General features: G+C 73.0%; 23 protein-coding genes and 1 riboswitch. Of the genes, 7 read left to right on the top strand and 16 right to left on the bottom strand.

The genetic code is table 11. The annotated features are described in order from the left end of the window. Window positions 1-50: 50 nt before the first annotated feature. Genes ACO06A_RS17995 through ACO06A_RS17945 form a run of 11 tightly spaced genes read right to left on the bottom strand, consistent with a single transcriptional unit; the run spans window position 51 to window position 11,974 of the window. Entirely contained in the window at window positions 51-1,055 is a 1,005-nt protein-coding gene (locus ACO06A_RS17995; RefSeq protein WP_421733560.1) for an ABC transporter substrate-binding protein, read from the bottom strand. Window positions 1,056-1,081: 26 nt separating this feature from the next. After that, window positions 1,082-1,846 (bottom strand): amino acid ABC transporter ATP-binding protein, encoded by a 765-nt coding sequence (locus ACO06A_RS17990; protein ID WP_421733559.1) that lies wholly within the window; start codon window positions 1,844-1,846, stop codon window positions 1,082-1,084. Next, complete coding sequence (locus ACO06A_RS17985) at window positions 1,843-2,886, bottom strand: amino acid ABC transporter permease (protein WP_421733558.1); 1,044 nt, start codon at window positions 2,884-2,886, stop codon at window positions 1,843-1,845. Before ACO06A_RS17985 ends, ACO06A_RS17990 begins: the two co-directional genes overlap by 4 nt. Next, on the bottom strand, window positions 2,883-3,452 hold the full coding sequence (locus ACO06A_RS17980; protein WP_421733556.1) for a GNAT family N-acetyltransferase: 570 nt from the start codon (window positions 3,450-3,452) through the stop codon (window positions 2,883-2,885). Before ACO06A_RS17980 ends, ACO06A_RS17985 begins: the two co-directional genes overlap by 4 nt. Next, window positions 3,449-4,270: a DUF1684 domain-containing protein gene (locus ACO06A_RS17975; RefSeq protein WP_421733555.1), complete on the bottom strand. Its 822-nt coding sequence runs from the start codon at window positions 4,268-4,270 to the stop codon at window positions 3,449-3,451. Before ACO06A_RS17975 ends, ACO06A_RS17980 begins: the two co-directional genes overlap by 4 nt. Further along, window positions 4,267-5,913 (bottom strand): dipeptide ABC transporter ATP-binding protein, encoded by a 1,647-nt coding sequence (locus tag ACO06A_RS17970; protein WP_421733554.1) that lies wholly within the window; start codon window positions 5,911-5,913, stop codon window positions 4,267-4,269. Before ACO06A_RS17970 ends, ACO06A_RS17975 begins: the two co-directional genes overlap by 4 nt. Continuing rightward, the gene (locus tag ACO06A_RS17965; RefSeq protein WP_421733553.1) at window positions 5,910-6,800 is read right to left on the bottom strand and encodes an ABC transporter permease; all 891 of its coding nucleotides are present in this window, start codon (window positions 6,798-6,800) and stop codon (window positions 5,910-5,912) included. The genes ACO06A_RS17970 and ACO06A_RS17965 overlap by 4 nt, the downstream gene beginning before the upstream one ends. Before the next feature lie 18 nt (window positions 6,801-6,818). Next, window positions 6,819-7,766, bottom strand: a complete 948-nt coding sequence (locus ACO06A_RS17960; RefSeq protein ID WP_421733552.1) for an ABC transporter permease — start codon at window positions 7,764-7,766, stop codon at window positions 6,819-6,821. Further along, window positions 7,763-9,403 (bottom strand): ABC transporter substrate-binding protein, encoded by a 1,641-nt coding sequence (locus ACO06A_RS17955; protein WP_421733551.1) that lies wholly within the window; start codon window positions 9,401-9,403, stop codon window positions 7,763-7,765. Before ACO06A_RS17955 ends, ACO06A_RS17960 begins: the two co-directional genes overlap by 4 nt. 37 nt (window positions 9,404-9,440) lie before the next feature. Beyond that, a complete protein-coding gene (locus ACO06A_RS17950; protein ID WP_421733550.1) occupies window positions 9,441-10,820 on the bottom strand; it encodes an NtaA/DmoA family FMN-dependent monooxygenase in 1,380 nt (459 codons plus the stop codon). Next, on the bottom strand, window positions 10,820-11,974 hold the full coding sequence (locus ACO06A_RS17945; RefSeq protein ID WP_421733549.1) for an LLM class flavin-dependent oxidoreductase: 1,155 nt from the start codon (window positions 11,972-11,974) through the stop codon (window positions 10,820-10,822). The genes ACO06A_RS17950 and ACO06A_RS17945 overlap by 1 nt, the downstream gene beginning before the upstream one ends. A gap of 252 nt (window positions 11,975-12,226) precedes the next feature. Beyond that, a riboswitch (SAM riboswitch) is annotated at window positions 12,227-12,347 on the bottom strand. A 130-nt stretch (window positions 12,348-12,477) separates the two neighbouring features. On the opposite strand from ACO06A_RS17945, the gene ACO06A_RS17940 reads away from it, so the two are divergent. The 4 genes from ACO06A_RS17940 to ACO06A_RS17925 all read left to right on the top strand — a co-directional run bounded on the left by ACO06A_RS17940 (window position 12,478) and on the right by ACO06A_RS17925 (window position 16,157). Next, window positions 12,478-12,969, top strand: a complete 492-nt coding sequence (locus ACO06A_RS17940) for a GNAT family N-acetyltransferase (RefSeq protein ID WP_421736094.1) — start codon at window positions 12,478-12,480, stop codon at window positions 12,967-12,969. Between the two features lie 386 nt (window positions 12,970-13,355). Continuing rightward, window positions 13,356-14,480: an ABC transporter substrate-binding protein gene (locus ACO06A_RS17935; RefSeq protein WP_421733548.1), complete on the top strand. Its 1,125-nt coding sequence runs from the start codon at window positions 13,356-13,358 to the stop codon at window positions 14,478-14,480. Between the two features lie 62 nt (window positions 14,481-14,542). After that, entirely contained in the window at window positions 14,543-15,268 is a 726-nt protein-coding gene (locus ACO06A_RS17930; protein WP_235522449.1) for an ABC transporter ATP-binding protein, read from the top strand. Next, the gene (locus ACO06A_RS17925) at window positions 15,258-16,157 is read left to right on the top strand and encodes an ABC transporter permease (protein WP_421733547.1); all 900 of its coding nucleotides are present in this window, start codon (window positions 15,258-15,260) and stop codon (window positions 16,155-16,157) included. The genes ACO06A_RS17930 and ACO06A_RS17925 overlap by 11 nt, the downstream gene beginning before the upstream one ends. On the opposite strand, the gene ACO06A_RS17920 is transcribed toward ACO06A_RS17925, so the two are convergent. From ACO06A_RS17920 to ACO06A_RS17900, 5 genes are all read right to left on the bottom strand, one after another. Further along, a complete protein-coding gene (locus tag ACO06A_RS17920) occupies window positions 16,158-17,291 on the bottom strand; it encodes a hypothetical protein (RefSeq protein WP_421733546.1) in 1,134 nt (377 codons plus the stop codon). Window positions 17,292-17,350: 59 nt separating this feature from the next. After that, window positions 17,351-17,539 (bottom strand): hypothetical protein, encoded by a 189-nt coding sequence (locus tag ACO06A_RS17915; protein WP_421733545.1) that lies wholly within the window; start codon window positions 17,537-17,539, stop codon window positions 17,351-17,353. A gap of 19 nt (window positions 17,540-17,558) precedes the next feature. Further along, window positions 17,559-17,741 carry a hypothetical protein gene (locus ACO06A_RS17910; RefSeq protein ID WP_421733544.1) on the bottom strand — a complete coding sequence of 61 codons (183 nt, stop codon included), beginning with the start codon at window positions 17,739-17,741 and terminating at the stop codon, window positions 17,559-17,561. A gap of 39 nt (window positions 17,742-17,780) precedes the next feature. Further along, entirely contained in the window at window positions 17,781-18,581 is an 801-nt protein-coding gene (locus ACO06A_RS17905) for an SDR family oxidoreductase (protein WP_421736093.1), read from the bottom strand. Window positions 18,582-18,780: 199 nt separating this feature from the next. Next, window positions 18,781-19,044 carry a GlsB/YeaQ/YmgE family stress response membrane protein gene (locus ACO06A_RS17900; protein ID WP_146845046.1) on the bottom strand — a complete coding sequence of 88 codons (264 nt, stop codon included), beginning with the start codon at window positions 19,042-19,044 and terminating at the stop codon, window positions 18,781-18,783. Window positions 19,045-19,141: 97 nt separating this feature from the next. On the opposite strand from ACO06A_RS17900, the gene ACO06A_RS17895 reads away from it, so the two are divergent. From ACO06A_RS17895 to ACO06A_RS17885, 3 genes are all read left to right on the top strand, one after another. Next, on the top strand, window positions 19,142-19,870 hold the full coding sequence (locus ACO06A_RS17895) for a DUF72 domain-containing protein (protein WP_421733543.1): 729 nt from the start codon (window positions 19,142-19,144) through the stop codon (window positions 19,868-19,870). Between the two features lie 84 nt (window positions 19,871-19,954). Then, the gene (locus tag ACO06A_RS17890) at window positions 19,955-20,095 is read left to right on the top strand and encodes a hypothetical protein (protein ID WP_421733542.1); all 141 of its coding nucleotides are present in this window, start codon (window positions 19,955-19,957) and stop codon (window positions 20,093-20,095) included. 91 nt (window positions 20,096-20,186) lie between these two features. Next, entirely contained in the window at window positions 20,187-21,002 is an 816-nt protein-coding gene (locus tag ACO06A_RS17885) for a class I SAM-dependent methyltransferase (protein ID WP_421733541.1), read from the top strand. The last annotated feature ends 7 nt before the right edge of the window (window positions 21,003-21,009 follow it).

Genomic DNA, 21,009 nt, shown 5'->3' with positions numbered 1-21,009 from the left:
CACCCAGCCGGCCGTGTGAGGCGACTCCCCCAGCCGCCTCGTCTGTGCGCTCAGTCTGTCTTCGGCAGACCGGGCGGGTTCGTCTCGGACTTCGCGATGGCCTCGTCCTGGAGGCCCCACCGCTCGAGCACCTTGGCGTACGAGCCGTCGTCGAACGCGTGGTTGAGCGCCGCGGTCACGGCAGGCGCCAGGCCGTTGCCCTTGAGGGTGCCGACCGCGATCTGCGCGGTGGCGGGCCAGCCGCCGTTGAGCGTGCCGACGACCTTGAAGTCCTCCGGGGAGACGGCCGCCTTGTACGCGGCGGTCGCGTTCGGGCCGAACGACGTGTCGATCCGGCCCGACTGGAGCGCCAGGATCGTGTCGCCGTCGTTCTCGAAGTACTCGACCTTCGCCGGCTCGAGCCCGGCGGCCTTGTTCTCCTCGTCCCACGCGAGCAGGATCTTCTCCTGGTTGGTGCCGGAGCCCACCGCGACCGTGAGGCCGGCGATGTCCTTCGGCTCGGAGATCTCGGTGAGGTCCTCGTTGTCTGCCCGCACCAGCCATCCGAGCTGGTCGTTGCGGTACGACGAGAAGTCGTACAGCTCCTTGCGCTCCTCGGTGACCGTGACGTTCGAGATCACCGCGTCGACGGCGCCGGACTGCACGGCCAGCGGCCAGTCGGCCCACGCCTTGACCTCGTGCTTGAGCTCGAGCCCGAGCGCGTCGGCCACCAGCTGGGCGATGTCGGTCTCGTTGCCGATCGGCGTCTTCTCGTCGTCGGCCAGGAACGCCAGCGGTGCCACGTAGGCGCTCACGGCGACCGTCAGCGTGCCCTTGTCCTTGAACTCGGCAGGCAGCAGGGCGATCGCCTCGGCCGACTCGGTCGTGTGGATGCGGTCCTGGTCCGCGGTCGTGTTGACGGTCAGACCCGCGGCCTTGGCGGCCTCCTGGAGGTCGCCGCCACCGGGCTCGTCCGCGGCGCTCGAGGAGCAGGCAGCGAGACCCGCGAGCAGGGGGGTCAGGACGAGCGCGGCGAGCAGCCGGGTGCGGGACGGGCGGCGGTACGTGGTGGACATCATCTTCTCTCTTCGGGGTGGGATGGTCAGAGGACCTTGTCGAGGAACGCCTTGGTCCGGGCGTGCCGGGGATGGTCGAGCACCTGCGCGGGCGGCCCCTGCTCGACGATCCGGCCGCCGTCCATGAACACGACGGTGTCCGCGAGCTCGCGCGCGAACCCGATCTCGTGCGTGACGACGACGAGTGTGGTGCCGCTGTGCGCGAGGGTCTTGATGACGTCGAGCACCTCGCCCACGAGCTCGGGATCGAGCGCGGAGGTGGGCTCGTCGAACAGGAGGACCTCGGGCTTGGTGGCCAGCGCGCGGGCGATCGCGACGCGCTGCTGCTGCCCGCCGGACAGCTGCCGGGGCCGCGCGTCGGCCTTGTCGGACAGACCGACGCGCTCCAGCAGCACGCGCGCCTCGGCCTCGACCTCCCGGCGCGGTCGGCCCTGCGCGTGCACAGGAGCCTCGACCAGGTTCTCCAGGACGGTGAGGTGCGGGAACAGGTTGAAGCTCTGGAACACGAAGCCGATGCGGGTGCGCTGGCGCAGGACGTCCTTCTCACGCAGCTCGCGCAGGGTGTCACCGCGACGCTCGTAGCCGACGACCTCTCCGCCGACCGCCACGAACCCGCTGTCGACGCGCTCGAGGTGGTTGATGACACGCAGCAGGGTCGACTTCCCGGAGCCCGAGGGACCGATGACGACGGTCACCTCGCCGGGCTGCACCACCAGGTCGATGCCGGCGAGCACCTCGAGCGTGCCGTAGCTCTTGTGCACGCCGTGCACCTCGACCAGCCCGGCGGTCATCGGTCGACCCCCGTCCGGAACAGGTGGCCGGCACGCGGGGCGTAGGCGGGTGGGACCTGCGCGGGCAGGTCGCGGCCGGTCAAGCGGCTGGTCGTGGCCAGCACCGTCCAGCGCAGCCGCTGAATCGGCGTCGGGGGCAGCGTGCGCAGGGCGCCCTTGGCGTAGTTCCGCTCCAGGTAGTACTGCGCCACGGTGAGCACCGTGGTCACGACGAGGTACCAGACCGCCGCCACCATGAGCAGCGGGACGACCTTGAGGTTGCGGCCGTAGATGACGCCGACCGTGTAGAACAGCTCGCCGTAGGCCAGCACGTAGACCACCGACGTGCCCTTGACCAGGCCGATGATCTCGTTGATCGACGTCGGCACGATGGTCCGCATGGCCTGCGGGAGCACGATCCGCAGCTGCTGGCGGGCCCGTGGGATGCCGAGCGCGGCGGCGGCCTCGTGCTGGCCCTGGTCGACGCCGAGGATCCCGGCGCGGACGATCTCCGCCGAGTACGCCGCCTGAGAGAGCCCGAGCCCGAGCACCGCGGCGCCGAACTTCCCGACGATCGACAGGGTGTCCACCTCGGTGAACGCGGGCCCGAACGGTATGCCGAACGAGAGCACCGGGTAGAGGTAGGCCAGGTTGTACCAGAGCAGCAGCTGGAGGATGAGCGGCACCGACCGGAACACCCAGGTGTACCCCCACGCCACGGAGCGCAGCAGGGGCGACCGCGACAGCCGCATCAGGGCGAGCACCGTGCCCAGCCCGAACCCGATGAGCGCGGCGACGAACGTCAGCCGCAGCGTCCCCCACAACCCGGTGAGCACGGACGGCCACGTCAGGTACTGCGCGACCACGGACCACTGCCACCGGTCGTTGGTGACCAGCGAGCTGACGACCATGGCCAGCAGCACCGCCACGACCGCGGTGGCCACCCAGCGGCCGGGGTGCCGTGCAGGCACCACGCGCAGCCCGGCGAGCGTCGAGGCCTCGCGGGCGGGCAGCACGGGCGGGGGCGCGAGCAGCCGGGACTCGTCCTGGAAGACGCTCACGGGGCCACCTCCAGCCACTTCTCGAACGGCAGCGGCCCGGTCGCCTCGGCCGCCGGGTCGAACAGGGGCGTGTACCCGGTGCGCAGGTAGAGACCCACGGCCTCCGGCTGGCGGGGACCGGTGGTCAGGTAGAGGCGCGGGTAGCCGAGGGCGGCGGCGCGCTGCTCGAGCTCGACGACGACGCGGGACGCGAGGCCGCGGCGACGGTGCGCGTGGTGGGTCCAGATCCGCTTGAGCTCCGCGGTGGGGACGGTCGGCACCCCGGCCTCGTCGCGCCCCTCGGCGCGCGGCCGACGGTCGGCGTCACCCAGCTCGGGCTCGACGCGCCGCCGGAACGCCCCGCCCGCCACCGGCGCGCCGTCCTCGAGCAGCAGGACGAGACCGCCGTCGGGGTCCGCGAACTCGTGCGCCGGGTAGTGCTCCATCTCCTCGCGGATCTGTTCGACCGCCAGGATCCCGCGGTACCGGGTGGCGTACTCGTGCGCGAGCTCGTCCAGCAGGGGGCGCACCAGCGGGTCGGACAGACCCGTCCAGCGCACCGTGAGCGTGGGGCTCGGCGCGGTCATGACGCCGCCCCTCGAGGGTCGCGCTCGCCGGCCCGCACAGCGAACGGCAGGTGGTTGCCCTGCACCGGTGCGGGGCACGTGCCGAAGTCGCTGAACGCGTACGGGAGGTTGATCGTGCGGTTCAGGTCGACGCGGAGCGTGTCCGCCGACGTGTCCGCGTCCACGCTGAGCACGCGCCACGGCGCCAGATCCTCGGCCTCGTCGCTGAACAGGACGCCGGCCGAACCGGGTGCGTGACCGGCGGTGAGGCGCAGGGTGTGCGCGACGCCCTCGCGCTCGACGTCGATCTCGCCCACCAGCCGCACGCGGTGCACGAGGCCGCGCTGCGCGGCGCCGACCGTCACCTCGACGGGCTCGTCGTACCAGCGCACCGGGACGTCGAGCACCCAGGCCGGGTCGTACGGGAACGCGCGGACGCCGACAAAGTCCTGGCGAGGGGCGGCCAACGGGTCCCGGACCCGCAGGTACAGGCGACCGGTGCGGCGGACCAGCTCGACCACCACACGGTCCTCGTCGGCTCGCCCGGTGGGCACGAACGTCGCGGCGAGCGTCGACAGACCCTCGCCGACGGCGCCGCGCCACGTGTCGTCGAGCGGCTCGCGCGTGTGTGGGTGGGACAGCCCGGCGCTCGCCTGCACGAACGCGTCGTCGCCGTCGGTCCACCACTGGCCGGGCAGGCCCGGGACGGTCGACGGGGTCGAGGTCAGGGCGTGCAGCCCGACCAGGCTGAGCCAGCCGTGCGGCTGGCGCAGGACCGTCTCCCGTTCCGTGCGCCACCGCAGCAGGTCGGTGGTCGGGTCCGTGGTGAGCGTGCTCATCGGGTGCTCCTCTCGAGCGGCAGTGCGGTGGTGGGGGCAAGGTCGGCACGGCGGCCGGGGATCGCGCCGACCAGCTCGGCGGTGTACGGGTCCTGCGGGTGGTCAAAGACGTCGTGCGTCGGCCCGACCTCGACCAGCCGCCCGTCGTGCAGCACGCCGACCGTGTCCACGACCTGCCGCACGACGGCGAGGTCGTGCGAGATGAACAGGTAGGTCAGGCCGCGCTCGCGGCGCAGCCGGTCCAGGAGGGCCAGGATCTGCGCCTGCACCGAGACGTCGAGCGCGCTGGTCGGCTCGTCGAGCACCAGCAGGTCGGGCTCGAGCGCGAGGGCCCGGGCGATCGCGACGCGCTGCCGCTGCCCACCGGACAGCTCGCCCGGGCGCCGGTCCGCGTACGCCGCCCCCAGCGCGACCTGGTCGAGCAGCTCGACCACGCGGTCCCGCCGCTGTGCGCGGCTGCCCACGCGGTGCGACCGCAGGGGCTCGTCGACGATCTTCGCCACCGTGAAGCGCGGGTCCAGCGACGCGAACGGGTTCTGGTGCACCAGCTGCGACCGGCGCCGCAGGACCGTCCGGCCGGCCGCGTCGGACACCGGAGCACCATCGAGCAGCACGGTCCCGGAGTCCGGTGCCGTCAGCTGCAGGACCAGCCGCGCGACGGTCGACTTGCCCGACCCCGACTCCCCCACCAGCCCGAACGCTCCCCCGCGGGGGATGGACAGGCTCACGTCGTCGACCGCCTGCACCGTGCGGCCCGCGTGCCCGGGCAGCCGGAACGCCTTGCTCACCGAGAGCACCTCGAGCAGCGGTGCCGGACCGACGTCGGGCACGGGCGCTCGCGGGGTCGTCACGGTGAGCTGCGGCGCCGCGGCGAGCAGCGAGCGCGTGTACCCGTGGGTCGGAGAACCGAGAACCTGTGCGGTCGGACCCTGCTCGACGATCTCGCCGTCCTTCATCACCACCACGCGGTCGGCCCGGTCGGCCGCCACCGCGAGGTCGTGCGTGATGAACAGGACGGCCGATCCGGCGCGCGTCGTGACGTCGTCCAGCAGGTCGAGCACGCGGCGCTGCACCGTCACGTCGAGGGCGCTCGTCGGCTCGTCGGCGATCACCAGGGCCGGCTCGAGGGCGAGCGCGATGCCGATGAGCACGCGCTGGCGCATGCCCCCGGACAGCTCGTGCGGGTACTGCCGGGCACGGGCCTCGGGGTCGCTCAACCCGACCGACCGGAGGATCTCCACCGCCTGCCGGGACGCGTCCGCGCGCCGCACGGAGGCGTGGATGCGCAGCACCTCGGCCACCTGGTCGCCCACGCGGGTCACCGGGTTGAGCGCGATGCCCGGGTCCTGCGGCACGAGCCCGATGCGCGCGCCGCGGACCTGCCGCCAGGCCTTGGACGGCAGCCCGACCAGCTCGCCCTCGTGCAGCCGGACGCTCCCGCCGACCACGCGACCACCGGCCGGGAGCAGCCCGACCACGGCGTGCGCGGTCGTCGACTTGCCCGAGCCGGACTCGCCCACCAGCGCCACGACCTCGCCCGCGTGCACGTCGAAGCTGACGCCACGGACGGCGGGGACGCGCACGCCCCTGTTCTCGTACTCGACGACGAGGTCCCGGACCCGCAGGACGGGCGTGCCGGTCATCGGTGCACCCCCGTCTCGAGCACGCGACCGAGGCGGTTGGCGGCCAGCACGAGCGCCGCGATCACCAGCCCGGGGAGCGTGGTGAACCACCAGGCCACGGCGAGGTAGTTGCGACCCTCGGCGACGAGCGAGCCCCACTCGGGCGTGGGCGGCACAGCGCCGAAGCCGAGGAAGCTGAGTGAGGAGACCGCCAGCACGATGACGCCCAGCTGCACGGTGGCCAGCACGAGGATCGGGCCCGCCGAGTTGGGCAGCACGTGCCGGGCGAGCACCGCGGGCCGCGTGGCGCCGGCCAGCACGGCCGCCTCGACATAGGTCGTGGTCCGCACGCGGAGCACCTCGGCGCGCATCACCCGGGCGAACGTCGCCACCTCCGCGACACCGACGGCGATCGCGACCTTGAGCGTGCCGAACCCGAGCGCGGTGACCACGGCGAGCGAGAGCAGCAGGCCGGGGATGGCCAGCAGCACGTCCGTGGTCCGCATGAGCACCGCGTCGACGACCCCGCCGAGGTAGCCGGCCACCAGCCCGACCAGCGCGCCGACCACCAGGCCGAGGGCGAGGGCGAGCAGCGCCGCCTGGAGCGAGAGGCCGGTGCCGTGCACGGTCCGCGCGTACAGGTCTCGGCCCAGGTTGTCGGTGCCGAACCAGTGCGCCGCGCTCGGCGGGCTGAGCTTGTCGGCGGGGACACCGGTGAGCGGGTCGGCGGCGGTGAACAGTCCGGGCACGAGCGCCCAGCCCAGCACCACCAGGACGACCGCGAGCGAGGCGAGCACGCCGGGGCGGGCGAGAGGGTGCCGGGCCACGCGGGCGCGCCGGACGGGGACCGCGGGCGCGGTGACGAGGGTCGGCGCCGCGACGGCCGGTGCGTGCGAGACGAGGGTCATGACGAGTCCTTCCGTGCGTCAGGCCGTGGCGGGGGTGCGGGAGATCCGCGGGTCGAGCGCGGGATAGGCGAGGTCGACGACGAGGTTGACGAGCACGAACACCAGTGCGCCGACCACGACGACGCCCTGCACCACGGGGATGTCCTGCGCGCGGACCGCCTTCTCGACGAGGCCGCCGAACCCCGCACGGGAGAACACGGTCTCGACCACCACGGCGCCGGCCAGCAGGTTGCCGACGGCGACGCCGAGCAGGGTCAGCGCCGGGAGCGACGCGTTGCGCGTGACGTGCCGCCACTGCACGCGCCCGCGGCTCGCCCCCTTGGCCAGGGCGGTCTCCACGTAGGGCGCGTCCCAGGCCGTCCGCATCGAGCGGGCGAGCACCTGGGCCACCACCGCGGAGAGCGGGATGGCGAGGGTGACCGCCGGCAGGACGATGCTCGCGATCCCCTGGTTGCCGACCGCCGGGAAGACCGGCAGCCGGAACGAGAAGAGCTGGAGCAGGAGCAGCCCGATCCAGAACGTCGGCATGGACACCCCGAGGGGCGGCAGCGCGAGCAGTGCGGCGCGCAGCCGCATCGACCGGGTCCAGGACGACGCCGCCGCGATCGTGCCGCCGAGCAGCAGCGCGATCCCGAGCGCCACGCTGGTGAGCGCGAGCGTCTGCGGGAACGCGTCCGCCAGCAGCTGCGAGACCGGGGCCCCGGAGGTCACGGAGACCCCCAGGTCACCCGTCACCGCCCGCCCGAGCAGCACGACGTACTGCTCGAGCGGTGGTCGGTCGAACCCGTACCGGGCGCTGAGCTCGGCCACCAGCGCCGGGTCGACGGTGCCGCCGGGGTTGGCCGCGTCGAGCATGATGCTCACCGGGTCGCTCGGCAGCAGGTAGAGCACCGCGAACGAGACCGTGAACGCCGCCCAGAGCACGAGGACAGCCGCACCGAGCCGGCGCAGGACGTAGCCGGTCACTGGTCGGCACCGATCCAGGTGTCGTGGAACAGCAGCCGGGACGAGGCGTCGAAGGCGAGGTCGTGCACGTCGCCCGCGACGCCGATGGACTGCGCGAGCTCGAACAGCGGGATCGCGTAGCCGTCCTCGACGATCGTCTTCTGCGCCGTGGCGAGCTCGTCGGCACGCTCGGCGGGGTCGGCCTGCGCCAGCTGGGCGTCGAGCAGCGGGTCGAGCACCGTGTCGGCGGGCCGCTTGTTGATGTTGCGGAACTTCGAGGAGAACTGCGTGCGCAGGATGTCGCCGTCGGCGCGCGTGACGTTGTAGTAGTACGTGTCGTAGTCGCCGGCCGTCAGCGCTGCCTGCTGCTCCGCGGGCGTCTGGAGGCGCACCTGGAGGTCGACGCCGACAGCCTTCAGCTGCTGCTGCGTGAGCTCCAGCACGGCCTGGCTGCCGGTGAACAGGGGCGCGTAGACGACGTCGAACGAGAGCTTCTCGCCGCCCTTCTCGCGGATGCCGTCGGCCCCGACCGTCCAGCCGGCGTCGTCGAGCGCGTCCGCGGCACCGTCCTGGTCGAAGGCGAGCTCGTCGGACAGGTCCACGTAGCCGGGCGTGGTGCTGGCGAGCACGCTGGTCGCCGGCTTGAACGCCTCGCTGAGCACCGTGTCGACCAGCTCCTGCCGGTTGATCGCCACCTGGACCGCGGCGCGCACGGCGGGGTCGGCGAGCGGGCCGGCGGTGACGTTCGGCTGGAGCACGAACGCCACGCCGGGGTTGGTGCGGGTCAGCACCGAGCCGCCGGAGCCCTCGACCTGCGGCACGTCCTGCGGGAGCACGTCGCCGACGGCGTCGAACTGGTCGGAGGCCAGCCCGCCGGACCGCACCCCCGACTCGGGCACGATCGTGAAGTCGATCTGGTCGAGGTAGGCCTCCCCCGGGTTCTCGGAGACCTCCGACGGCCACGCGTACCCGTCACGGCGGACGATCGTGGCGCCCTGGTCCTGGGTGTACTTCCCCAGCGTGAACGGACCGGAGCCGATGACGTCGCCCTGGAGCCGGGCGGCCGGGTCCACCGCCGCGGTGGCGTCGGCGAGGATCGCCAGCGACACCGTGGACGTCGCCTGGAGGAACTGCGCGTTGGGGCCGCTGAACGTCACGGTGACCGTGTGCTCGTCGTCGACCGTCGTCGCCTGGTAGCCCGCGAGGTAGGAGCCGGCGAGCGGGGCCGTCGCGGCGAGGGGTCCGACGAGGGCGTCGAAGTTGGCCTTGACCGTCGTGGCCGTCAGGGGCGTGCCGTCGGAGAACGTCACGTCGTCGCGCAGGTGGAACGTGAAGTGCGTGAGGTCGTCGCTGACGTCCCAGCTCTCCGCCAGCCACGGCACGATCTCGCCGGTCTCCGGGTCCTGGTCGGTCAGCGAGTCGGCCAGCTGGCGGGCGATGTAGATGCTCACGTTCGAGCCCACCTGCTGCGGGTCGACGCCGCTGGGTGAGGCGCCGAGGGCGAACCGGAGCGTGCCCCCGGGGGTCGCGGCCTCGGTGCCGGCCGCGGTGGACGGGTCCGACGCCGCGGGCGCGCCCGAGCCGCAGGCGGTCAGGAACAGCGCGGGGATGACGAGGGTGGCCAGGGCGGCCGAGCGGGCACGGGTCGAGCGGAGCATGGCGGGGGTCCTTCGTTCTGGGTGGAGTGGTGGGGGGTCAGCCGACGAGGGCGCGGTCGGCGGTGGAGCGGGTGGCGCGGGGCGCCGGGCGGGACAGTCCGAGGTGGTCGCGCAGGGTGGTGCCCGCGTAGTCGGTGCGGAACGAGCCGCGCTCCTGGAGCAGCGGCACCACCTGGTCGAGCACGTCGTCCAGGCCGCCGGGGGTCAGGTGCGGCACGAGGATGAAGCCGTCCGACGCGTCCTCCTGGACGTGCCGGTCGATCGCGTCCGCCACCTGCGTGGCGGTGCCGACGAACCCGCCACGCGAGGTCACCTCGATGACGAGCCGACGGATCGACCAGCCGTTCGCGTCGGCCAGCTCGCGCCACGCAGCCGCGATCGTGCGGGGGTCCTTCACGTGCCGCACCCGGCCGCGCGTGATGTCGAGGTTCTCCACATCCGGCTCGATCCGGGGCAACGGTCCCTCGGGGTCGTGGTCGGTGAGGTCGCGTCCCCACACCTGCTCGAGGAACGCGATGGCCGTGGGCCCGGGCACCTGCTGCAGCCGGATCTCGTGGGACCGCTCGGCGGCGTCCTCGGCACTGTCCCCGAGCACGACGGTCGTCGCCGGCAGGATCAGGAGCTCCTCCGGCCGCCGGCGGTGCGCGGCGAGGCGCCCCTTGACGTCGGTGAAGAACGCCTGACCCGCCTCGAACGTGGAGTGCGCGGAGAACACGACGTCCGCGGTGGCCGCCGCGAAGTCACGGCCGTCCGGGGAGTCGCCCGCCTGGAACAGCACCGGGTGCCCCTGCGGGCCGCGCGGCGTGGTGAACTCGCCGCGCACCTGGAAGTGCTTGCTCTCGTGGCGCACCTCGTGCACGGAGCCGGGCCGGACGAACTGCCCCGAGCCGGCGTGCGCGATCACGGCGTCGTCGTCCCAGGAGTCCCACAGCTTCCGGGCGACTGCGACCAGCTCGGCTGCACGCTCGTACCGCTCGTCGTACGGCAGGAACCCGCCGCGCCGGAAGTTCTCGCCCGTGAAGGCGTCGCTGCTGGTCACCAGGTTCCACGCCGCGCGACCGCCGCTGAGGATGTCGAGCGTCGCGAACTGGCGGGCCAGCTCCCACGGCTCGTTGAACGTCGTGTTGATCGTCCCGGCCAGCCCGAGTCGGTCGGTGACCGCGGCGAGCGCCGCCAGCACGGGCAGCGTGTCGGGCCGGCCGACCACGTCCAAGTCGTGGATCTGACCCTTGTGCTCGCGCAGGCGCAGCCCCTCGGCGAGGAAGAAGAAGTCCAGCTTGGCCGCCTCGGCGCGCCGGGCCAGGTGCTCGAACGACGAGAAGTCGATCTGGCTGCCGGACCGCGGGTCGCTCCACACGGTGGTGTTGTTGACGCCCGGGAAGTGGACGCCGAGGTGGATCTGCTTGCGGGCGCCCATCAGGCGATCGCCGCGTAGCGGTTGACGGGGTGGGCGAGGCCCAGCTGGTCCCGCAATGTCGGACCCGCGTAGCGGTCGCGGAACGCCCGCGCGTCCCGCAGCAGCGGTACGACCCCGTCGACCAGCACGTCGAGGTCGGTGTGCAGCGACGCCGGCCGGACGACGAAGCCGTCCGCTGCGCCGACCGCGGACCAGTCGAGGAACGTGTCGGCGAGATCCCGGGCCGTGCCGACGTGCGTGAGCGAGCCGGTGTCCCACTCGACGCCCTCCAGCTCCGTGAGCAGGTCCAGCCGGGCGCGGGCGCTCGCCCGGTCGGGGCCGATGACCACGAAGGCGTCCACGAGCACGCGCAGGTCGCCGGGCTCCCGACCCGCCGCGGCGGCCGCTGCCCGCAGCCGGAGCCTCAGGTCGAGCGCCTCGTCGCGGTCGGTCGCGCTGATCCGGACGACGTCGGCGTGCCGCGCCGCCAGGCCGAACGAGGCGTCGGAGCCCACCCGCACGACGATCGGCGGGTGCCCCTGCGGCGGCCGCGGCGTGATCGACGGCCCCTTGACGGCGAAGTGCACGCCGTCGTGCTCGACGTAGTGCAGCTTCGCCCGGTCGACGAAGCGGTGCGTGGCCTGGTCGCGGATCTCGGCGTCGTCCTCCCAGCTGTCCCACAGCGCGGTCACCACCTCGACGGCCTCCTCGGCCTCGGCGACCGCGCCGGCCTCCGTGGGTGCCGGACCACGGCCGACGTGGGCCGCATCCTGGTCGTCCGTGGTCCAGCCGACCTGCCAGGCCGCGCGACCGCCGCTGACGTGGTCGATCGTCGCGATCGCCTTGGAGACGTGGAACGGCTCGGTGTGCGTCGTGGCGACGGTCGGGACCAGGCCGATCCCCCGCGACCGCGGCGCCAGTCGTGCGGCGACGAGGGCGGCGTCGAGCCGGCCGCGCAGCGTGGTGGACCGGGACGGCTGCAGCGAGAACGAGTCGTCGAGCACGACGAGGTCGAGGGTGCCGCGCTGGGCGATCTCGACGAGGTGCTGGAGCCGCTCGGCGTCGAACAGGCGCTGCGCCTGCGAGCCGTGCGTGCGCCAGGCGGCGGGGTGCGCGCCGGCGTCGCTCAGGTCGACGCCGAGGTGGAGCTGACGGGGGGTCGTCGGAAAAGCCATGGGGAAGGTTCCGTTCTCGGTCGTGAGGGCGCGCCCCGGCGCACGACGATGCGGCGCACGGGGGTGCAGGCGTAGGTGCAGAGCGGCGCGGGAACCGCGGCTCGGTCGCTCAGGTGCCGGTCGGGGCCGGCCAGGCGGGAGGTGTCGTCAGCGACAACAGGCGCCGGGACAGCACGGGCGCAGGATCCAGAGAGCCGTCGTCGGCCGTCCGTCCGAGCTCATCGTGCGTCCCTTCGTACCCGCCTGGCGGGCGCTGCGTCGTTGTCGGGCACGAGCCGATCGCTCGTGCAGGACCAGGTCGTCACCCGGGGCACCCCACACGCAGGAGGGTTGCCACCCAGCGAGCCGGGGCTTGTCGCTGGAATTCATGACCTAACAGGTCGGGAAAGTAGGCATTGGGCGGAGGCGTGTCAATGATCCGCGCCGAAAGTCCAGATGGTGGGATGGATTCGTCCAGTGCGACGATGGACATCCTGACCAGGAACGAGGAGGGACGCGCGCGGATGGGGCCGACGACCACCGACGTCACGATCAACACCGACGACCCGACCCGCCCTGACGTCCTCGAGCTGCTCGGTGAGCATCTCGCGGACATGCACGCCACCTCGCCGGCCGAGTCGGTGCACGCGCTCGACCCGACGGCGCTCGCGGCCCCCGGCATCACGTTCTGGTCCGCCCGCGCGGCCGACGGCACCCTGCTCGGCTGCGCGGCCCTCAAGCAGCTCGGACCCACGGATGGCGAGCTCAAGTCCATGCGGTCCGCCACCGCGGCGCGCGGCCGAGGCGTCGGTTCGGCGCTGCTCGCGCACGTCCTGGACGCTGCGGCGGAGCGCGGCCTGCGGACCGTGCACCTCGAGACCGGGACGCAGGAGTACTTCGCACCCGCGCGCCGCCTCTACGAACGCGCCGGGTTCGTCGCCTGCCCGCCGTTCGCCGACTACGTCCTCGACCCGCACAGCGCGTTCTACCGGCTCACGCTCGACGGGCATCGCTGAAACGTCTCGTATTCCGACCTGCCGTGTCCAGAATAAGAGACGGCCCTGTTCCCGCGGCCACGAGACGGTCATCCTCGTCCCATGCAGACCCGCCGCGCCGCCTCGACGTGCTGTCACGTCGTCATGGCTTCCGCGCGCCCCTGCTGTCCGCGGAACGTCTGAACGCGGCCCCCGTCCTCGGCCGAGCGTTCGACGCCCGGCCCCCGTCCATCAGCGACGGCCCATGGCGTGACGCGCGTGCCACCACCCCCGTCCCCCGCGGAGGAAACGCCCTCATGGCGTCCACCCAGATCTCTGTCGCCCGGCCCTCGCGGACCGAGCCGGCGCCGCGATGTCGTCCATGACGACCGCCCGCCCGCACCCTCCGCGACCCCCAAGGACCTGACATGACCGCCCGTCCCGCACGCCGCACCGCCTCCGCCCTCCGCGTCCTGCTCGCCGCCGGCCTCGCCGCCTCGCTGGCAGCCTGCTCCTCGTCCGCGGCCGACGACACGACCGCCGACGCCGGCACCGACCCGTCCGCCGCCCCGACCGCCGGCGCCGAGGCTCCCGAGCTGCGGCTCGGCTACTTCGCCAACCTCACGCACGCCGTGGCCCTCGTGGGTGTCGACGACGGCACCTACCAGGAGGCCCTCGGCGACACGAAGCTCACCACCTCGATCTTCAACGCCGGCCCCGCCGCCGTCGAGGCGCTCTTCGGTGGGGCCATCGACGCCACGTTCATCGGTCCGAACCCGGCCATCAACGCGTTCGCGAAGTCGAACGGCGAGGCGATCCGGATCGTCTCCGGTGCCACGTCGGGCGGTGCGCAGCTGGTGGTCCGCGACGGCATCGACTCCGCCGACGACCTCGTCGGCACCACCCTCGCCACGCCCCAGCTGGGCAACACCCAGGACGTCGCGCTGCGCGCCTGGCTCGCCGACGAGGGCCTGAAGACCTCGCTCACCGGCGGCGAGAGCGACGTGACGATCGCGCCGCAGGAGAACTCGCAGACGCTCGACCTGTTCAAGGCCGGCCAGCTCGACGGCGCGTGGCTGCCCGAGCCGTGGGCGTCCCGCCTCGTCGTCGACGCCGGCGCGCACGTCCTGCTGGACGAGAAGGACCTGTGGCCCGACGGCGACTTCGTCACCACCCACCTGATCGTCGCCACCGAGTACCTCTCGAAGTACCCCGGCACCGTGAAGAAGCTCCTCGAGGCCGAGTACGCGACGTCCGAGTGGATCGCGGCGAACCCCGACGAGGCCAAGACCCTGTCGAACACGGTGATCGAGAAGCTCAGCGGCAAGCCGCTGTCCGCGGAGGTGCTGGACCGGGCCTGGGGCAACCTGCGGATCACGCTCGACCCCATCGCCTCGAGCCTGCAGACGTCCGCCGACCACGCGGTGGCCGCGGGCACGTCCGACGAGACGGACCTGCAGGGCATCTACGACCTGACCCTGCTCAACGAGGTGCTCGCCGAGAACGACCAGGAGCCGTTCTCCGACGGCGGCCTCGGGGTGTCGGGCAAGTGACGAGCACCGTGACGGCGGTCGGCGGCCCGGGCACCACTGCCCCGGCCGCCGTCGCGGCGCGCCTGACGGGGGTCACGCAGCACTTCGGCGAGGCGTCGCGTCCGCCGGTGCTCGACCGCATCGACCTCACCGTCGCGCCCGGCGAGTTCGTCTGCCTGCTCGGCGCGTCCGGCTGCGGCAAGTCGACCCTGCTCTCCCTGGTGGCCGGCCTCGACAAGCCGGTCTCCGGCACGGTCGAGGTGCCCGGCGGCCGGCCAGCGCTGATGTTCCAGGAGCCGGCCCTCTACCCGTGGCTGACCGCCGCCGGGAACGTCGAGCTGGCCCTGCGCCTGCGCGGCATCCCCCGCGCGGAGCGCCGCGACGAGGCTCAGCGCCTGCTCTCGCTCGTCCGGCTCGACGGCGCCGGCCCCAAGCGGGTGCACGAGCTGTCCGGAGGGATGCGGCAGCGCGTCGCCCTGGCCCGGGCCCTGGCTCAGGAGGGCGACCTGCTGCTGATGGACGAGCCGTTCGCCGCGCTGGACGCCATCACGCGGGACGTGCTGCACGAGGAGCTCACGCGCATCTGGACCGAGACCGGGATCGCGGTCATCTTCGTCACGCACAACGTCCGCGAGGCGGTCCGGCTCGGACAGCGGGTCGTCCTGCTCTCGTCGCGTCCGGGACGCGTCGCCCGCGAGTGGTCGGTCGACATCCCCCAGCCGCGCCGCATCGAAGACCCCGACGTGTCCCGGCTCAGCGCCGAGATCACCGAGGACCTGCGACAGGAGATCGCCCGACATGGCCACTGAGACGACGGCACCCCCAGCCCGCAGGACGACCGACGACGACCTCGCCGCCGGGCTCGACGCCCTCGAGACCCCGATCGAGACCGTCCACACGTCTGCATGGGCAGCCGCGTGGCGGGCGATCTGGCCGGTGCTCGCCGCGCTCGGCGCGATCCTCGTCGTCTGGCAGGTGGCCTACCAGCTCGAGCTCAAGCCCCCGTACGCGCTGCCCAGTCCCGCGGACACGTGGCAGACGCTCCTCGGCACGATCCAGGACGGGTCCGCGTGGCGTGCGGTCACCCTGAGCGTCCAGAGGGCGGCGGTCGGCTTCGCGATGTCGGTCGTCGTCGGCGTCGCGATCGGGGTGTCGCTGGCCGCCTCCCCGCTGCTGCGGCGCGCGTTCGGCCCGATCATCACGGGCCTCCAGTCGCTCCCGTCCGTCGCCTGGGTGCCGGCCGCGATCATCTGGTTCCAGCTCACCGACGCGACCATGTACGCGGTCATCCTGCTCGGCGCCGTCCCGTCGATCGTCAACGGGCTGCTCGCCGGCACCGACCAGGTGCCTCCGCTGTACCTGCGCGTCGGGCAGGTGCTCGGCGCCAGCGGCTGGACCCGGATCCGCTTCGTGCTCCTGCCGGCCGCGCTGCCCGGGTTCCTCGGGGGGCTCAAGCAGGGCTGGGCCTTCGCGTGGCGCTCCCTGATGGCCGCCGAGCTCATCGTGCAGACCGGCCTCGGCACCGGGCTCGGTCAGATCCTCGACCTCGGCCGGGTGACCAGCGACATGTCCCTGGTCATCGCGTCGATCGGGCTCATCTTCCTGGTGGGCATCGTCATCGAGCTCGTGGTCTTCGCGCCGCTCGAGCGGCACGTGCTGCACTCCCGCGGCCTCACCGGTCAGGCGTCATCGCGCTAGTCAGCCGTCCGCGCGGCTCGGGAAGCACATGTCGCACCAGTGGTAGCCGGCGGGTCGGGCGCCCACCGGCCACCGGTTGCGGGCCGCGATCTTGGACACCCACGCGCACGGGTGGTCCAGCGAGTGGGTCTCGCGGGTGCGCCGGTTGGCCAGCAGCCGCTCGCTGTCCGACGAGACGGTCACGCCGCACTCCGGATGGTTGCCCAGCCGGCGGAAGCCGCCGAGGAACCCGCCGGCGAAGAACTCCTGCTCCGGCGTGAGGTCGAGGTCGGGCGGCACCAGGGACGACGGCACCTCGGCGGCGAGGTTCGTCGCGAGCTCCGGCGGGAGGTACCGCGCGAAGAACATGGTCACCAGGTCCGCCGTCGCGGCGGCGATCTCCGGGCACGAGCCGCTCCCCGGACGGCACGGGATGTCGATCTGGGCGCTCAGGTAGTCCCAGTGCTCACCCTCGTCGAACACCACCCGGTGCCGCGGCCGGTGCATCCCCTGCCACTGCGCCTCGGTGAGCTGGCTGAACAGGTCGAAGCCGAGGCCCCACAAGAGCAGTGTCGGCAGGTCGAGCAACGGCAGCGGGAACGGCTCGGCCCCGAACCAGTCCTGCCACCCGCCGCTCAGCCCGACGTAGGCGCTCACCGGGCGGCCGACCGCGAACCGGGCGCCCAGCATCGCGCCGAAGCTGTGCCCGATGACGCCGGTGGCCGGCGGCGGCAGGAGCACGTCGGCGTGCTCCCACCCGGAACGCGCCCAGGCGAGCACGGCGTCGAGCGTCGCCTCGTCCGGGTGCCCCGGCACGGACGGGTTGTTGCCGCCCGCGTTGCCGGCCAGCCGCGGCACCACGACCACGTAGCCACTGCGCGCCAGGAGCGCCGGGATGAGGAACCAGCGCAGGTAGTGGTCCGTGTCCTGCTGGCAGTGCCCGTGCGCGAACAGGATCAGCGGGTACCGGCCGCACCCCTCGAGCAGAGGCGCCGACTCGACCGCACCGTCCAGGCTCGGGAAGAAGACCCGGAGGTCCACCGGCGCACCGTCCGCCGGGCCGAGCGAGCGGACCCCCCAGAACACGGGCGCGAGCGCCTGGGGCTGCCACCCGATCGGGCAGCTGGCCGGCGGTGGCACGGGACTGTCGACCACCCGGCCAGTCTGCTGCCTGGCGGGGCGCCGGCGATAGGTGCCGGCGCCCCGCGGCGCTGTCAGTCGGGCGGCTCGATCGAGCCGACGTCGCCCGCGGCGATGCTGTCGGGGGTGTCCCGCGGCGCCTGGATGTCGGGCGTCTCGGGCACGTCCGGGGGTGTCGGGTCGTCGACCGGGTGGTCGCCCGGCACGTCGGTGAAGCTCGGCTCGTCCGGCACCTGGCCGGGGTCGGGGATCGGGTTGCTCATGGGATACCTCCCGCTGGGGTCAGGTCAGGATCGAACGCGCCCGGCGGGCCGTTCCCTCGATCGCGTGCAGGCCCCGCGAGCCGAAGGTGGGACCGTTCTGCTCGAGGCGCTCCGCGAACCGGCGTGCCAGTGACGCGATCACCGGCAGCAGGATGGCGGCGATGAGGAAGAGACGGACGCGCTTGAACAGGAATGCCCACATGGTGACCTCCGGTCATCGGGGTGGAGTGCGGACCGTGTCTCAGAAGACGGGCTTGCCGCCCGTGACACCGAGCACGGTCCCGGACACGTACGACGCGGTCGAGTGGGCGGCGAGGAAGACGAACGCAGGCGCGACCTCGGCGGGCTGGCCTGCACGCCCCAGCGGGGCGTCCGCCCCGAACTTCTCGACCTTCTCCGAGAACTGGGTCGCCGGCTGCAGCGGGGTCCAGATCGGGCCCGGCGCCACCGCGTTCACCCGGATCCCGCGCGAGCCCACCTCGGCAGCCAGGTTGACCGTGAAGTTGTTGATCGCGGCCTTCGTCGACGCGTAGTCCAGCAGCGTCTCCGACGGCTGGTACGCCTGGATGGAGGAGTTGTTGAGGATCACGCCGCCCTCCCCCAGGTGCTCCAGCGCGGTCTGGGTGACCCAGAACAGCGCGTAGAGGTTCGTCTTGAACGTACGGTCCAGGTCGTCCGAGGTGATGTCGGCGATCGACTCCCGCCGCGCCATCTGGAACCCCGCGTTGTTCACCAGGATGTCGAGACCACCGAGCGCGGCCACCGCCGTCGTGACGGCCCCCCGCGCGGACGCCTCGTCGGTCAGGTCCGTGGGGATGAGCACGCACGTCCGGCCGGCGTGCTCGACCCACCGCTTGGTCTCGTCGGCGTCCTCCTGCTCCTGCGGCAGATGGACGACGGCGACGTCAGCACCCTCGCGGGCGTAGGCGATGGCGACCGCGCGCCCGATACCGGAGTCGCCGCCGGTGATGAGCGCGCGGCGCCCGGTCAGCAGTCCGTGGCCTACGTAGCTCGACTCCCCGTGGTCGGGGGTCGGGCTCATCGGTGCGGTGAGCCCGGGGGGCTCTTGCTGCTGCGCGGGGAACTGCTGGTCCTGCTGGCTCACGTCTGCTCCTGCGGGTGGCTCGCCGCGTGCGCCGGCTGCTTCGGCCACGCACCATCGTCATCCAGGGTCGGGGTGCGTGCACCCCGGGAACGCAAGAGCGGCCCGCCGGACGGCGGGCCGCTCTCGTGCGGCTGTGTCAGCGACGACGGCCGGAGCCGGCGACGATGGCCACGCCGATCGCGGCGAGGACGACCTGGAACAGGAGCTCGATCCAGTCGATGCCGTCTGTCGTCTGCACCCCGACCAGGCCCGCGAGCCAGGTGCCCAGGAGCGCCGCCACGATGCCGACGATGATGGTGACCAGGATGGAGATGTTCTGCTTGCCGCGCACGAGCAGCCGACCGAGGACGCCGATGATGGCGCCGATGATGATCGCGGAGATGATGCCTGCGGGGGTCATGGGGAACTCCTCGGGTTAAATGTGTCGCCAGGTACGGCGACGAGTGAATCTAGGGGCATTTCGACCAGTTCGCGCGCTGAAACGAAAGGCACCCGGTGTGACCATCCGCATCGGCACGTCCGGCTGGTCGTACGACCACTGGGAGGACGTCCTGTATCCGCGCGGCCTGCCCTCGTGGGAACGGCTCGACCGCTACGTCCGGGAGTTCGACACCGTCGAGCTGAACGCGAGCTTCTACCGCTGGCCGCGGGACGCCACGTTCGCCGGGTGGCGGCGCCGGCTCCCCGACGGGTTCGGGATGTCGGTGAAGGCGTCGCGCGGGCTCACCCACGCCAAGCGGCTGTACGCGCCCGAGGACTGGTCACAGCGCATGGCCCGCTCGTGGCACGAGCTCGGGGACCGTCGCGAGGCCCTGCTCGTCCAGCTGCGGCCGGACCACGAGCGCGACGACGCCCGGCTCGACTGGTTCCTCGGCTCGCTGCCGGACTGGGTGCGGGTGGCCGTCGAGCTGCGTCACCCGTCCTGGCAGCACGACGACGTGTTCGCCCTGCTGGAGCGGCACCACGCCGCCTCCGTCGTGATGAGCGGCGCCCACCTGCCGTGCGTGCTGCGCGCGACCGCCCGGACGGTCTACGTCCGCCTGCATGGGCCCGATCACGAGCACCTGTACGGCGGCTCCTACTCGGACGACGACCTGCGCTGGTGGGCCGACCGGCTCCGCGAGTGGTCCGCCGCAGGGCACGACGTCCTCGTCTACTTCAACAACGACGGAGGCGGGAACGCGGTGCACAACGCCCGGACGCTGCGCTGGATCCTCGGCGTCTGACCTGGGGCTCCTCCTGCCACCGCGCGCCGGGGCCGGACCCGTCCTACGCTCGCCTCTCGCACACGCCGCGACGAGGAGGTCGAGATGAGCAGCGACGACAGGATCGTCCACGACACCGGTGACGACAGCCCGGTGATCCACGAGGTGGAGGTGGAGGTCGAGGAGACCGACGCCGAGAAGATCAAGGCCGACGGCATCGACGAGGAGAACGCCGAGCGCCGCTAGGCCTTCACGAGCGAGGCGTCGCGCCCTGAGGGGCTCGGCGCCTCGTTCGTGCCCGGTGGTGGTCGCGTCTCCGGCCGGGCACGCTGGATCCATGGAGACCCCGGACGGCATCGTCGGCGTCTTCGACCGCGCCGCCGACTCGTACGAGTCCGTCGGCGTGCCCTGGGCCGAACCGATCGCCGCGCGGCTGGTCGCCGAGCTCGAGGCGCTGCCCGGTGGACGGGTGCTCGACGTCGGCTGCGGTCGCGGGGCAGCCCTCGGTCCTCTGGCCGCGGCGGTAGGACCGAGCGGGTACGCCCTCGGCATCGACCTCGCCCCGCGGATGGTCGAGCTCACCGCCCGCGACCTCGGGCACCTCCCGCAGGTCGACGTGCGGATCGGGGATGCCGGGTCGCCGGCGCTGCCGTCGTCGTCGTTCGACGTCGTCGCGGCGAGCCTGGTCATCTTCTTCCTGCCCGACCCGGCCGCGGCGCTCCGGTCGTGGGCGGAGCTCCTGGTCCGCGGCGGACGGCTGGGCGTCACGACGCTCGGCGAGAAGGACCCCGGGTGGACCGCGGTCGACCGGCTCTTCGAGCCGCACCTGCCGGCCGACCTGGTCGCGGCACGCGCCCGCGGGCTGCGCGGCCCGTACTCCTCCGACGCCGGCATGGAGCGGCTGTTCTCCGCGGCGGGCCTGGCGCAGGTCCGCACCGTCCCGGACCAGGTCAGCGCGGTCTTCCACGACCCCGAGCAGTTCCTGGCGTTCTCGTGGTCGCACGGGCAGCGGTCGATGTGGGAGGCCGTGCCGCAGGACGACCACGCGCGGCTGCGCGACGAGGTGCTCGCCGAGATCGACCGACAGCGGGACGCGTCCGGCACCGTGACGTTCGTGCAGGAGGTGCGGCACACGCTCGGCGTGCGGTCGTGACGGCGCG

The organism is Cellulomonas sp. (assembly GCF_965229465.1).
Taxonomy (GTDB): Bacteria; Actinomycetota; Actinomycetes; order Actinomycetales; family Cellulomonadaceae; genus Cellulomonas.
The sequence above is the reverse complement of the archived record's forward strand: the minus strand, read 5'-3'. Positions and strand labels throughout refer to the sequence as shown.